Source organism: Pelistega suis (assembly GCF_013133795.1).
Taxonomy (GTDB): Bacteria; Pseudomonadota; Gammaproteobacteria; order Burkholderiales; family Burkholderiaceae_B; genus Taylorella; species Taylorella suis.
Genome location: NZ_JABGBN010000001.1, coordinates 612,364 through 626,487 on the forward strand (window position 1 = coordinate 612,364; position 14,124 = coordinate 626,487).

Genomic DNA, 14,124 nt, shown 5'->3' on the forward strand with positions numbered 1-14,124 from the left:
GTGAACTAAAAATGAAAATTGCAAAAGAACTAACTGTATTAAATGCTGTTTCTCCATTGGATGGACGTTATGCTTCTCGCTGTGATGACTTACGTGCTTATTTATCAGAAGCAGGTTTTATGGCGCATCGTGTTGAAGTTGAAGTGGCGTGGTTAATCGCCTTGTCTGAGGCAGGCTTACCAGAATTGCCAAAATTCAGCGCAAAGTCGAAACAAGTATTAAATAAGATTGTGAGCAATTTTTCAGAAGAAGACGCTTTACGTATTAAAGAGATTGAACGCACGACAAATCACGACGTTAAAGCCGTTGAGTACTTTTTAAAAGAAAAGATTGCTAATGATAAGACCTTAGCTAAAGCGGCTGAATTTATCCATTTTGCATGTACGTCAGAAGATATTAATAATACTTCTCACGCTTTAATGTTAACGCGAGTACGTGATACAGTCATTGTGCCACGCTTAAATGAAATCTTGGCGCGTCTAACGGCGTATGCAAAAGAATTTGCTAATCAACCTTTATTGTCACGCACGCATGGTCAACCCGCTAGCCCAAGTACAATGGGTAAGGAATTTGCTAACGTAGCGGCTCGTCTTAAAAATGCCATTACTGCGATTGAAAAAGTAGAGCCTTTAGCAAAATTAAATGGTGCCACAGGTAACTATAATGCCCATATTAGTGCTTATCCAGAGATTAATTGGCCTACATTTAGTAAGAATGTGTTAAAAACTTTAGGTTTAAAACAAAACGAATATACGATTCAAATTGAACCGCATGATTGGATGGCGGCTTTATTTGATGCGATTGCACGTGCCAATACGATTCTTTTAGACTTTAATCGTGATGTTTGGGGTTATATTGCCTTAGGTTACTTTAAGCAAAAACTCAAAGCAGGTGAGGTAGGTTCTTCAACCATGCCACATAAAGTTAATCCAATCGATTTTGAAAACTCAGAGGGTAATATTGGTTTAGCAAATGCGGTATTACGTCATTTATCAGAGAAATTACCGGTATCGCGTTGGCAGCGTGATTTGACTGACTCAACGGTCTTACGTAATTTAGGTGTTGCTTTAGGTTATTGTCTAGTCGCATATGATTCACACTTAAAAGGTTTAGGTAAGTTAGAGCTAAATGCCGCTGCGATTGATGCCGATATTGATGCTTGCTGGGAAGTCTTAGCTGAACCAGTACAAACAGTGATGCGTCGTTATGGTTTACCTCAACCGTATGAGCAATTAAAAGCATTAACACGTGGACGTGGTATTACAGAAGAAGCGTTACGTGAGTTTATTGAAGGTTTGGATTTACCAAAAGAACCTAAACAACGTTTATTGAAAATGACGCCACGTGCTTACATTGGTCAGGCAGCTAAATTAGCCAAGGCTTTTAAATAAGCGTGTTGTATATTAAAGGTGGCTTATCTGGTGGTGTACCAGATAAGCCTACGAATTTTATTTAGGAGATTATGATGAAAAAAATATTAGGTGCTGCCTGTATGGTGTTAGCAGCTTCATCAGTACAAGCTCAGAGCTTTCAAAGTACGGATGATGCGATTGCTTACCGTCAAGGTGCTTTTCAAGTATTAGCGGCGCATGTCGGTCGTTTACGTCCGGTGGTACGTGGTCAAGTACCGTACAATGCTGAGGCAGTGGAAGATGTGGTTGAACTCATCGAGACATTGGCTGAGTTGCCATGGGCGGGTTTTGGTCCAGGTACTGAGGGTGGTAATTCTAAAAAGGATATTTGGGCAAATAATAAAGCCTTTGAAGATACACGTACTCAATTTATCGTTAATGTAAAAGCATTAAAAGAAGCTGCTGACAAAGGCGATTTAGAACTTGTGAAGAAGAGCTTTAATGAGGTAGGACAGTCTTGTCGTACCTGTCATGATAATTTTAGACATAAGCGCTAATTTTTTCACTCTATGATTAAGAGTATTTCGCTACTGAGGGAAATCTGTTAGATAGGGAAATACATAATCAGCTTATGTTTCTGTAATAAAGGAGAATCTATGTTACATTATGCGGTTGTATTTTTAGTGATTGCGTTAATTGCGGGCGTATTAGGATTTGGCGGTATTGCTGGTACGGCAGTAGGGATTGCTAAGATACTGTTTGTTGTCTTTTTAGTGATGGCTGTTTTGTCTTTCGTTTTTGGTCGAGGCAGAAGGTAGCTAGTGCGTAGACATTGAGTATTGAATACGCGAGGGCGGCGGGGTATATCGCTGCCCTTATTTTGTCGTGAATAAGGTTTATAGAATGTTTAAATATGCACGTATAGTGACTTTGGCTGTATCAGTAACGGGTTTAGTGGCTTGTGGAACCGTCACTCAACATCGTTATCAATCCATTGCACACCCCAAACGGCCACAGGTTGATCGTGTCGCATTTAATCCTGCTGATCTTAAAAAAGGTGCGGGTGTGGCACATGTGGTCGGGCGTGCCTATTTATTGAATACTCGTGCTTTTCAGGAGCGTGTTGCCAATTTTGCTGATGTCGTATTAAATCCCGTATCTGCGGCAAGTACCCAGTGGTTTACGGAGGTTTGTCGCCGTGGCAAAGTATTAAAAGGTGAGGCCAATCCTTTATATGAACATGCAATGTTTATGACAAAAACCAATAGTTATGGTCAATTTGCCTTTCCAAATGTCCCGGCGGGTGATTACTATTTAAGTACCAAGCTCTATTGGATGGATACAGCCCCACGTTCAGGTCCTGTTGAGTATGGTGGGCTATTAGCAAAGAAAGTGACTTTAGTAGCAGGGGCGGTATCCGTGGATTTAAGTCAGAAAGATCGTTGCCCTGGATATTTTCATTAACGAGAATTTACAAATTTTTTCTTAAAAAACAAATATTTTTGATGACTATTTAAGGTAATTTCTATATAGTTGTGGGAATTATCTTTATTTCATCGATTTTTAAGGTTAGTTATGAAAAATATTACTCGTGTTTTAATGTGTTCAGCCGTTGCTTTTGGTTTAAGTGGTTGTTTTGCAACAGCATCACAAAACTCTACAGCTCAATCAGCAGCGACACCAGCTCCTGTGATTGTTAAAGCGAATAAAAGCCAAGCAGCTAATGCAAATACTTTTAACTTATATGTTGGTTCTACTCAAAAAGGTGAAGTAAAAACTACATCTAAGAAAGGTAAAAGAAAACAAACAACAACCATTAAGCAAGATGTACCTGTACAGGTAGGTAATGTGACTTATTATACATCAGGTGCTATTGTGGCTAACGAAGATGTCCGTAATGCCTTTGTTGCAAAAACAATCTCAGGCGAGCCTGCATTAGGTATTCGTTTAAGTGATGTGGCTAACAGCCGTTTAAGCACAGCATTAGCTGCTAATAATTCAGGTACGGTATTAGCGAGTCTAAATAGCTCAGTGTTCTCTAAAGTAAATAATGCCGGTGCAAAATTACAAGACGGTGTATTATTGTTGCCTATGGCTTCATTAAACCAAGCGCGTGACGTTGCTGATTTATTACGTAAGAAATAATCTATTGAGAGTGTAGATACTTAAAGGGTCGCTTCGGCGACCTTTTTTTGTTTGTTTGATTTTTTGTGAAAAAAGTATTTTTTTGAACTGATATGAATTTTCTGGACAGATAAAAGTGCTCAATAGACCATAGGTGCGTTTTTCGGTAACTAACCTAGGCAATACCCAGCCTTTATTGTATATTGAGTTTTTATACAGTATATTGCTTAGTTTTTTGGGAATGCTTGGAGATTATTTTTTATTGTGTATGTGTGAACAATCGTTTACAATAAATTAAATCTTAAGGGTCTGACTATGTACACCATTAACCAAACTGAAGATTTTTCTAATTGGGTTTCAAACATTAAGGATAACAAGGCAAAAGCAGCCATTTCATTAAGATTAAGGCGTGCCATGTTAGGCAATCTAGGGACGGTTAAAAGTCTTAATGAGGGTGTTTTTGAAATGAAAATAGACGTAGGTGCTGGTTATCGTTTGTATTATGGACAAGAGGGTAAGCATATCTATTTAATGTTTTGGGGTGGTGATAAATCCACTCAAGAGAAAGATATTAAGATAGCCCGCAAATTGTGGAAAGAAATTAAAGGAGCTTGATAATGAGTTCAGCGGTAAAGATTAAACCTGTCGATATTGCAGAATATTTAGATAATGAAGAGGTTATAGAAGAATATCTAAAGCAAGCGATAGAAGAGGGTGACCAAACCTTGCTACTTCATGCGTTATCTGATGTAGCAAAAGCTCGTGGAATGTCTGAGGTGGCTAAGAAATCAGGTTTAAGCCGAGAGGGATTGTACAAGGCGTTATCTAGTGACGCTAAACCTCGATACGAAACACTTCAAAAAGTATTAGGAGCGTTAGGCTTTGGCTTATCTATTAAGCCATTATCAGAAATAGAAAGCCGTCAGCACGCCTAAGAAAAGTGTATACCCAAAGCAACATTAAAATACTCATGCAATGAATGCCGTTAGTCTTTTTAGTTCATGCTTTTAAAGGAATAACCATGTTTAAATATCGTGTAGGCTTTCCGTTCTGGCGTGAGTTCGCTCGCATGGGTGCGACATTATCGGTTATTGTTGAGGTCTTGTATGATGAAGAGGCTAACGTGTTTGTGGCAACAAGTCCAAATCTTCATGGATTAGTGGTAGAGGCGCAAGACGTGAAAGCCTTATTAAGTGAAATTAATTCTTCTATTGATGAATTGTTATATGAGGAATTGCACTGTAAAGTAAATGCACAAACGACATTTGCGGGATTCTCTCTTGCATGAATGGCTATTATGAAAAAGTCATTAAAGCGCTTAGGGTGCATGGTTACGAAAAACCGCACTTTATATCCATGCAATGCATAGAAATGAATGGGTGGAGGCGCAGAGCGGAGTCGAACCGCTCTAGACGGATTTGCAATCCGCTGCATAACCGCTTTGCTACTGCGCCTCATGCAACACTTATATAAGTGCTAAGCTTTAAATATTAGCACAACTAACTACAGAGCGCAAGTTTAATCTTTAAGTCCATGTAGCAAAATTTATTTTGATGATAGCATCTTGTATAGCAGGTGGGTGACGTATAATGTGGGCTACATGAACAATGGGGTGAGTGTGATGAGTTATTGTTGTTTTGCTAATGCCTTACCAAGCGATACGATAGATCCTAATAAGCACTATCATGATACGCAATATGGTTTGCCTATTGATGATGATAATGCGTTATTTGGGCGCTTATTGTTGGAGATTAATCAGGCAGGGTTAAGTTGGACCTTAATGTTAAAAAAAGCCGATAATTTTTATCATGCTTATGCTGGTTTTGATATTGCTAAGGTCGCCGCCTTTACTGAGCAGGATAGAGAGCGTTTATTGCAAGATGTGGGTATTGTGCGTAATCGTCTTAAAGTTAATGCGGCTATTGTTAATGCCCAACGTATTTTGGCTATTCAAAAAGAGTATGGCTCCTTTAAACAGTGGTTAGAAGCACATCATCCTCTGACGTTAGCTGAATGGATAAAGTTGTTTAAAAAGCATTTTAAATTTGTAGGAGGCGAAATCGTAAATGAATTTTTGATGAGTATCGGTTATTTAAACGGCGCTCATCAAGAGGATTGTCCTACCTATCAAAAGGTATTAGCGAGTCACCCAGCATGGGCTCGTCCCACTAAAGATTTAAAAACTCAAGGCGAATAAGAAAGGATAGGAATGAAAGCGTATTTACCAGGTATCGCGATAGTGAGTATGGTATCAGTAATAGCTATATTATTGGTGCGGCTTGGTGTGGGAGCAAATATCGGCTTTAGTTCTTTAAGTTTTGCGCTTTTTATCGGTTTGTTGCTTGGTAATATGGTTTATCCAAAAATATCGTCTCAAGCGGATAAGGGGGTGGGTTTTGCGAAAAGTAAATTATTACGCTTAGGGATTATTCTCTATGGCTGTCGGTTAACATTAATGCAAGTAGCAGATCTTGGTTGGGTGATTATTTTTATGGATATTTTTATGGTGATATCCACATTTTTAATAACGTATTTTTTAGGGATACGTTTATTAAAAATGGACCGAAATATGGTGATGCTGACGGGGGCAGGGTGTAGTATTTGCGGTGCTTCTGCCATTATGGCAACATCGCCTATTCTCAAAGCGAAAGCAAGTGAGGTAACGCAGGCATTAACGGTCGTCGTATTATTTGGTACCGTTGCGCTCTTTCTTTATCCTTGGATTTACCATACATGGTTTTTACCAGAGCAGGCACTCGACTTTGGCGTGGTGGTAGGGGCTGCCGTACATGAAGTGGCACAAGTTGTTGCTATTGGTCGTCAGGTTGGCGAAGGGGCGATGGATTTAGCGGTGCTAACAAAAATGGTGCGCGTAATGCTATTAGTCCCTTTTTTATTCATTTTATTGTGTTTTTTGGGTAAGAATAAAAATAGTAGTGGCGAAACTCAGGAGTTTGCTGTGCCTTGGTTTGCTGTAGGTTTTCTAGCGATGATTGCATTGAATTCTTTTGTGGATATTCCGAGTGAATTAAAGCAAATCATGATTATGGTGGGGCAGATAGCATTGACGATGGCGATGGCTGCTTTAGGGTTAACGACGCAGTTTGCCAACTTTAAAAAAGCAGGGCCTAAAGCGTTTATTCTGGGTTTTGGTGTTTTTATCTGGTTACTTGTAGCCGGTTTTGGCTCTTATGCTTTATTGATGTAATCAGTCAATAAGGGAGAAATCAGGGTAATGCTGATTAGCTTGCTGTGATCAGTCAACTATAAAAAGGCGCTTCGATAAAATCATCGAAACGCCTTTTTGCTGAAGGGGAATAGCTTTGATGCTTTATTATTGGGTATCTCAGCCACTCAGCCCTATTGTTGATTTAAAGTGCTTTTAAACGTTCGATACTTGGGGCAAAATAATAAGCACCTGAAATGGCTTTACTTAGGTGAGTCAGGAGTAAGTCTGTCTTGCCATCTGTTTCGCCAAACATACTGAGTAGTTGCGTTTCAATATTGTGTAAGCAATGGCAATAAGCACAAAATAATAAACCATGTTCACCAGAGGCAGTCCCAAAGGGTAGGCTACGACGAACAATTTCTAATGTCTTGCCATTTTCTTTGAGATTGACGCGCCCAAGATGAGAGTCAGGGAGACGCACGGCTTTATCGAATTCAATATTGTCTTGTTTTGAACGACCTACGCAGGCTTCTTGTTGTTGTAAGTTGACTTTATTCCATTTTTTAAGATCATGTAGGTATTTCTGAATAAGAATATATGTACCACCTGCATCGACTTTATCATTAGCAATTACACCTACTTTTTGGATGTTTTCGCCAGTAGGGTTTTCTGTGCCATCGACAAACCCTTCAATCCCACGTTCTTCAATCCAGCGGAAGCCATGCGTTTCATTTAGCACCTGAATATCATCTCCAAAAAGGGCTAAGAGATTGAGAGCAAGTGCAAAGCTGACATCATGTCGCATAGATTGAATGTGGATAAGTAGGTCGTGTTGTGTCGCTGGTGCTAAACCATTGCCAAGTGGGCGGAAAGGTTTTAGGTCTGTACCTTCTTCGGGGTGATTGAATAGTCGCCATGCTTTATCACCAAAACCGATAGTTAGTGCGACATCCGCCTCTGGAAATTGTTGTTGTAGTTTGCTTAGTTCGTCGAGACTAGCAGCACAGGCTTTTTTGATATTGTCCAGAGCGCTTGCTTGAAAGTCTGCTTCAATAAAAATCCCAGACTTCGCATGGTCAGGAATAATACCGCTTTGTGGATGAGACATAAAAATCCTTTATTCACTTAAAAAGTATGTGTTACGTCACAATAGGTGAACGAATTTCTCTTGGGAGAGAGTTATCTGGCTATAGATTGATTTTACCTAAAACATAATCAATATCTTTATCGCCACGACCAGAAAGATTTACCAGTAAACGTTTGCTAGCATCCAGCTGAGCGGCACGGCGTAAAGCATAGGCAACAGCATGAGATGACTCTAACGCAGGAATAATACCTTCTTCGCGTGATAAGGCTAGGAAGGCATCAAGACACTCTTCGTCTGTTGCTGTTTCATAACGAGCACGACCAATGTCTTTGAGGTAGCAGTGTTGTGGTCCTACTCCGGGATAATCTAGACCTGAGGCGATAGAGTGTACTGCAGAGGGTGTGCCGTCTTCTTCTTGTAAGTAGTAACAGTTAAAGCCTTGAATATTACCAAACTTACCGAGAGTCATCGTAGCGGCATGGCGACCGGGTTTATCTAAGCCCTCGCCAGCAGGCTCTACACCGACAAGTTCAACATGTTGATCATCTAGGAACGCATTAAATAGTCCTAGAGCATTTGAGCCACCACCAACGCAAGCAATCACTTCATCAGGCTGACCGCCATACATACTATCGAATTGTTCACGTGCTTCGTGTCCTACGATTGATTGGAAGTAAGCAACCATTTCAGGGTAGGGAGCAGGACCCACGACAGAACCAATAGCAAACATACTGTCTTCAACTTGTCCTATATAGGATTCAAAAGCACTATCGACCGCTTCTTTGAGCGTACCGGCACCAGCAGAGACAGGTACAAGTTTGGCACCAAGGATTTTCATGCGGGAGACATTGGGGTGTTCTTTAGCAATATCCACTACACCCATATGAATTTCACATTCAAGACCGAGAAGCGCTGCTGCTGTAGCCAATGCAACACCATGCTGTCCAGCACCTGTTTCGGCAATCACTTTCTTTTTGCCCATCTTTTTGGCAAGTAGTACTTCACCGATACAGTGATTAATCTTATGCGCACCTGTATGGTTTAAGTCTTCGCGTTTAAGGAAAATTTGAGCGCCACGCGTCGATAAGGTACGAGCATGATAAATAGGGCTAGGACGACCTATAAAAGTCGCTTGTAGACGTTTCATTTCGGCGATAAATTCCGTATCACCGATAATGCTATGAAAGCCTTTTTCGAGCTCCTCAAGTGCTTTAGCAAGTGCTGGATGTCCAATCTTGCCACCATGTTGACCAAAATTACCATTGCTATCTGGAGTAACTAGGCTGTTTAATTTCTCTTGTGCCATGATTTTTCCCAAAGAATGAAATCAAAAAGATTCTTTTATTATAGAAGAATTGATAGATAATGGGATAGAGGGTGGGCTGTAGGAGCAAAGAGAAAAACAGTTAAAAGATTAGCAGGTTAAGATAAAGAAAGTTTATCGGATATGATGGGGGTGAATGATTAAAAGGGTATTTAATGTATTATTGAGTAAGATATGGGTAATGCATAAAACATTTACTGATTGGGACTGGAGTTAAGAGATGATGAATGCGTCTAGTAATCGCGAACTATCTATTTTGTCATTTTGGCATACATTAGAGTTTTTTACCCCTTTTGATGTCAAACAAAAAATAGAGACAGCGCAAGAAGAAGGAGGATACCGTTCATTTTCTATAGATGAACTGCAAGAACTATCCAAGGAAAAATCAATATTTGAGCATATTCAGGGAATTCCGTCTGATAAAGAATATCTTGGCGCAACGATTTATCTCAACTTATTTAGTAATAGCAAAATCAGTAAGACGATACAAGATATTTTGCAAGAAGAATTAACAGAAGAAGAAAAATATGCACAAGAAATTATGGATACAGATGACGGTATTACTTGTTATGCGAGTTTGGAGGTGGATCAAAATAATGCCTTAGATATACAAAAAATTCAGCTCTCTACTTTACCTTGGGCATTGGGTTTAAGTAGTAAAGAGGGATTTTCTGCATTAAATTCGGAACGATTTAAACAAGACTGTCAATTATTAAAAGAACGTTTAAGTAGCATTAATCAATGGTATCGAGATACCTCTGTATTGGAAGACAATGAGTCTGTTGATGAGAATGAATTATCACCCGCTGTACTGTTAGAGATTATTGATTCTTTGAATCAATGGTCATATGCTTATAATGCTAATGATTTTAGTTATCCCATTATTGGTATTTGTCTGAGATGGAAAAAGAAAAGTGCTCATCAAGAAAAGTCAAAAGATAAAAATGCTTTAAAAGCCTATCGTAAAGATGGCGGTGATAGTCAAGAAGAGGATGATTCCATACTTGATGAAATTGGTATTTTAAATAGCTTTTATGCTCAAGATATTCATCGCATTATAAGTAAAATTGGTCAAGGGTATGCTAATGAAGCTTTAAGCTCTTATTTAAAAATGAAACCTAATAAGGTGTGTAAAGATTTATATAGTGAGCAAGGGGATGAGTTAATTTGGCAGGTATTGCGTCCAAAATATTGGAATAGAGGGCGCTGGTTAAGTGAGCCTGCTCATGGTCTAAGTTTAATGCAGCAATTTGCGGTAAATGTTTTTTTTAAAGAACGTGAGCAAGCTGTATTTTCGGTAAATGGTCCGCCCGGGACTGGAAAAACGACATTATTACGCGATATTTTTGCTGAAAATATTGTTCAGCGCGCAATGAAATTAGCAGAGCTATCTACTCCTGAAGAGGCGTTAGTAAAAAATTTATCTAATGGTATTTATACCTTAAAACCTGAGCTAACCGGTTTTGAGATGGTGGTGGCTTCTTCAAATAATGCGGCAGTAGAAAATATTTCTCGAGATTTACCTAAACAGCAATCTTTGGGGAAAATGTATCAAGAGGGTAGTTATACCTATTTGCAAACAGTAGCCAGAAATTTAGTCACTCAACAATCACAGAAAAATATCATGCCTTCCTCTGGTGAGGATGTGTGGGGATTATTTTCATGTGCATTAGGTAAAAAAGCCAATCGTAATAAAGTCGTTTCGGGTTTATATTTTCGTTCCAAAAATATTCATAAAGATGAGGAAAGTTTCTATGATAGTTTACGGACATGGAGGGATAATTATCATGGAGTGTCTTTTATTCAAGCAAAAAAAGCCTTTCATAAACAGTTAGAATTGGTGGAGCAAAGATTAAGCTTGTTGGATGACTGTTTTGATTTGCATGAAAGAGTAGTGTTGAAAAATAACATTAAGCAATTGCAGCAGCAGTACGATGAATATAAGGAAAATCTTCAGTATATTGAGAAAGAGATTGGGATAGCACAAGAGCAACTTAATCAAGCTACGCAAATTGAAATTGCTACTATTCAAATTGATGATAGATTTGCTACTACGATTTTAAATGCGGAAAATCATATACAGCGTTATCAAGCATTTCTTGAAGACTGTGATGTGCAAAAAAAGCATTGGGAACACAAAATTAAATCAGAAGAGTGTAAGAAGCCTGGTTTCTTTGCAAAGTTGTTTCGGACACAAGACTATAAAGCGTATCAACAAAGCTTGGGAGAATATCATCATCAATTAGCACAGCTTTATCAGAAGGAAAGCGAATGTAAAGTGAGCTTACAGCGATATAAGCAAGAGTTACAGTCAGCGCAACATGGACAGCAGCAAGAAAAAGAACGTCTTTATAAACAAGCGGTGAATACGGCCAAGTCTTATCTAAACGCTTATAAACAGCAATATAGTGATTGCGAACAAAATCTTGATAGAGTTACAAAGGATTTAGAGCAAGCGGAAGAAGAGCGACAGGAGTATAAGAGTCTTCTGAGCCAATTTCCTGAGCTTAAATTGCCTGCAAGCTATGATGAATTGCGTCAAAATGATTTTCAAATCTCAGGATTATGGAAAGACGAGAGACTGAATCATGAACGGAGTAGTTTATTTGGTTGCGCGCTACAGTTGCATGAGGCATGGTTGGCTGAGGTAAGTAAAAAAAATGGGAAGTTTGCCGGTAATCTAGCGAAGTTAAGTGGTTTTTTACAAGGGAGTGCTAAGTTAACTAATGAGCAGATTTTATCTTTATGGCAAAGTCTTTTTATGATTGTGCCGGTGGTGTCTAGCACGTTTGCATCGTTTGCTAATCAATTTCAAGGTTTAGATGCAGGGAGTTTAGGTTATCTATTTATTGATGAGGCTGGTCAAGCGGTACCACAAGCGGCAGTGGGGGCAATATGGCGAGCTAAACGCGTGATGGTGGTGGGGGATCCTATACAGATTGAACCTGTTTTTACCGCACCAATACCGTTAGTACGTCACTTAGAGAAAATTGCACGTTTTACAGAAGACGTAACAGCTTCTCCACTGGATGTATCTGTACAAGTACTTGCGGATAAGTGCAATGACTATGGAGCCAATATCACACAAGAGGGTGAGGCTAAGTGGATTGGTAGTCCTTTGCGCGTACATAGACGTTGTCTAGAACCGATGTTTAAGATTGCTAATAAAATAGCTTATGAAGAGAAGATGATTTTATCTGAAACCGACCCAAGTAAACAATGGCCTGATAAAAAAGATGATTTCCATTTAGGGGATAGTGCTTGGGTACAAGTTGAAGGTCAAACGGTATCTCGTCAGTTTGTGCCAGAGCAAGCAGAGGTCGTTATCAATATGTTAATTAATATTGTTAATGTTACGGGTAAGCTTCCTGAGTTGTACATTATTACTCCTTTTAAACAAATCAAGCATAAGCTGATTGAGCAAGTTCTTGCAAGTGTGGATTTAAAAGGAGTTAAAGGATTATGCCAGTGGTGTAATACCCGTATTGGTACTGTTCATACTTTTCAAGGTAAGGAAGAAAAAATGGTTTGGTTTGTACTTGGATGCGATAAGACGACAGAAGGGGCGGCCCAATGGGCAGCTAGCAAGCCTAATTTGCTTAATGTTGCCTTGACTCGTGCAAAGCGATATGTATTCCTTATTGGTGATCAAAAGATTTGGTCAAATAAACCTTATTTTAAGGATGCAGCAAAAGAGTTGCCTCAAATTAGTATAGATGAATTTTTGTTACGGCTTAATCCACTCACAGAAAAATTGAGTGAAGAAAGACATTTGGCGGTCAGATCACTTTGATGTCTTTTTATTTATTGGCACGAAAAACAATAGGGTAAAGCATGCCAATTTTGCGGTGATTGATGTTATTATCCACCGCATATTTTGCGGAGAATATGCGGTATAATTACCGCATATGAGGCAAAATTGAGAATAGTGATGGTTGATACGTTTATTCATGAATATCCAAATTGGACAGATTGGCAGCTTGATGAGGGGCAGCTACTCCCCTTTGTTGCTCGCATTCGTCTGCTTCAGGGGCGCTTGTTAGGGCAGATGGAAAGCCTTGGGTTTGATTTACCACTTGAAGTTTGTCTTGAGGCATTGACATTGGAGGTGGTTAAGACATCGGAGATTGAGGGTGAGTATCTAAGTACAGAACAGGTACGCTCTTCGGTTGCTCGGAACTTAGGTATTGAAGCGCTGTATCAGCATCAGCTTGTTACGCCAAGCTATGAAGTGGAAGCGATTGTTGAAATGATGCTTAAAGCAACTTCAGGATTTGACTTACCATTAACCTTAGATGAAGTTTGTCGTTGGCATCATGCGCTATTTCCACAAGGGCTAAGTGGTATGTATGACATTAATGTGGGTGCATTACGAGATGATGCCAATGGTCTGATGCAGGTGGTCTCAGGTGCCTATGGCAAAGCCAAAGTACACTTTGAAGCACCAAAGGCTGATAGATTGCCCGATGAGCTTGAGCGATTTTTTCGGTGGTATAACGATAATGAGACGGGACTTGATTTGACAATTAAGGCAGGGCTTGCACACCTGTGGTTTGTTACGCTGCACCCATTTGATGATGGTAACGGTCGCCTAACTCGTGCACTCACTGAACGGATGCTTGCCAAAAGCGATGGCAGTCCGCTGCGATTTTATAGTATGTCCGCACAAATTCTTGCTAATCGTCGTGAGTATTATCACATACTTGAACAAACTCAAAAGGGTTTAGCGTCAGCCACCGAATGGCTAATTTGGTTTTTAACCAATCTGGAAGCGGCTTTGATACAAGCACTCGCTCAGTCACAAAAGGTTGTCGCTAAGTCACAGTTTTGGCATACATATCGCCACACATCACTCAATCCACGGCAGGTAGTGATGATCAATAAGCTTTGGGATGGTTTTTATGACAAGCTCACCACCAAAAAATGGGCAAATATTACAAAAGTATCCACAGATACCGCCCTAAGAGACATCAATGATTTGGTTGAAAAAGGAATTTTGGTGAAGTCACTAGCTTCTGGGCGTAGTCAGAGTTATGAGCTGAGTTGTCTTGTAGAGTAGCTACAAAAT

The 14,124-nt window shown here is 39.5% G+C and carries 14 protein-coding genes and 1 tRNA gene; 12 read left to right on the forward strand and 3 right to left on the reverse strand.

Translation table 11 applies throughout. The features are described 5' to 3' along the window. The first annotated feature begins 11 nt into the window (after positions 1-11). The 8 genes from purB (at position 12) to HKX39_RS02975 (ending at position 4,764) form a co-directional block, all read left to right on the forward strand. Complete coding sequence (gene purB, locus HKX39_RS02940) at positions 12-1,391, forward strand: adenylosuccinate lyase (protein ID WP_171679802.1); 1,380 nt, start codon at positions 12-14, stop codon at positions 1,389-1,391. A gap of 74 nt (positions 1,392-1,465) precedes the next feature. Next, entirely contained in the window at positions 1,466-1,909 is a 444-nt protein-coding gene (locus tag HKX39_RS02945; protein WP_171679804.1) for a c-type cytochrome, read from the forward strand. 99 nt (positions 1,910-2,008) lie between these two features. After that, on the forward strand, positions 2,009-2,170 hold the full coding sequence (locus HKX39_RS02950) for a DUF1328 domain-containing protein (protein WP_171679805.1): 162 nt from the start codon (positions 2,009-2,011) through the stop codon (positions 2,168-2,170). Positions 2,171-2,255: 85 nt separating this feature from the next. Further along, on the forward strand, positions 2,256-2,816 hold the full coding sequence (locus tag HKX39_RS02955) for a carboxypeptidase regulatory-like domain-containing protein (RefSeq protein WP_171679806.1): 561 nt from the start codon (positions 2,256-2,258) through the stop codon (positions 2,814-2,816). A gap of 111 nt (positions 2,817-2,927) precedes the next feature. After that, positions 2,928-3,497, forward strand: a complete 570-nt coding sequence (locus HKX39_RS02960; RefSeq protein WP_171679808.1) for a hypothetical protein — start codon at positions 2,928-2,930, stop codon at positions 3,495-3,497. Positions 3,498-3,791: 294 nt separating this feature from the next. Beyond that, entirely contained in the window at positions 3,792-4,091 is a 300-nt protein-coding gene (locus tag HKX39_RS02965) for a type II toxin-antitoxin system RelE/ParE family toxin (protein ID WP_171679809.1), read from the forward strand. 2 nt (positions 4,092-4,093) lie between these two features. Continuing rightward, the gene (locus HKX39_RS02970) at positions 4,094-4,411 is read left to right on the forward strand and encodes an addiction module antidote protein (protein WP_171679811.1); all 318 of its coding nucleotides are present in this window, start codon (positions 4,094-4,096) and stop codon (positions 4,409-4,411) included. 86 nt (positions 4,412-4,497) lie between these two features. Beyond that, positions 4,498-4,764: a DUF1902 domain-containing protein gene (locus HKX39_RS02975; protein ID WP_171679812.1), complete on the forward strand. Its 267-nt coding sequence runs from the start codon at positions 4,498-4,500 to the stop codon at positions 4,762-4,764. A gap of 92 nt (positions 4,765-4,856) precedes the next feature. Here HKX39_RS02975 and HKX39_RS02980 read toward each other — a convergent pair. Next, positions 4,857-4,930 (reverse strand) — tRNA-Cys (locus HKX39_RS02980). 167 nt (positions 4,931-5,097) lie between these two features. Here HKX39_RS02980 and HKX39_RS02985 point away from each other — a divergent pair. Both HKX39_RS02985 and HKX39_RS02990 read left to right on the forward strand, forming a co-directional pair. Beyond that, positions 5,098-5,673, forward strand: coding sequence for a DNA-3-methyladenine glycosylase I (locus tag HKX39_RS02985; RefSeq protein WP_171679813.1), 576 nt, complete (start codon positions 5,098-5,100; stop codon positions 5,671-5,673). 12 nt (positions 5,674-5,685) lie between these two features. Then, a complete protein-coding gene (locus tag HKX39_RS02990) occupies positions 5,686-6,684 on the forward strand; it encodes a YeiH family protein (protein WP_171679814.1) in 999 nt (332 codons plus the stop codon). Positions 6,685-6,847: 163 nt separating this feature from the next. Here the strand turns inward: HKX39_RS02990 and HKX39_RS02995 are convergent, their stop codons facing one another. Next, on the reverse strand, positions 6,848-7,753 hold the full coding sequence (locus HKX39_RS02995; protein WP_171679815.1) for a Dyp-type peroxidase: 906 nt from the start codon (positions 7,751-7,753) through the stop codon (positions 6,848-6,850). Between the two features lie 79 nt (positions 7,754-7,832). Further along, positions 7,833-9,038: a tryptophan synthase subunit beta gene (gene trpB, locus HKX39_RS03000; protein WP_171679816.1), complete on the reverse strand. Its 1,206-nt coding sequence runs from the start codon at positions 9,036-9,038 to the stop codon at positions 7,833-7,835. Positions 9,039-9,276: 238 nt separating this feature from the next. On the opposite strand from trpB, the gene HKX39_RS03005 reads away from it, so the two are divergent. Then, positions 9,277-12,849: a DEAD/DEAH box helicase gene (locus HKX39_RS03005; RefSeq protein ID WP_171679817.1), complete on the forward strand. Its 3,573-nt coding sequence runs from the start codon at positions 9,277-9,279 to the stop codon at positions 12,847-12,849. A 138-nt stretch (positions 12,850-12,987) separates the two neighbouring features. Further along, positions 12,988-14,115, forward strand: a complete 1,128-nt coding sequence (locus HKX39_RS03010; RefSeq protein ID WP_171679818.1) for a Fic family protein — start codon at positions 12,988-12,990, stop codon at positions 14,113-14,115. Positions 14,116-14,124: the final 9 nt, after the last annotated feature.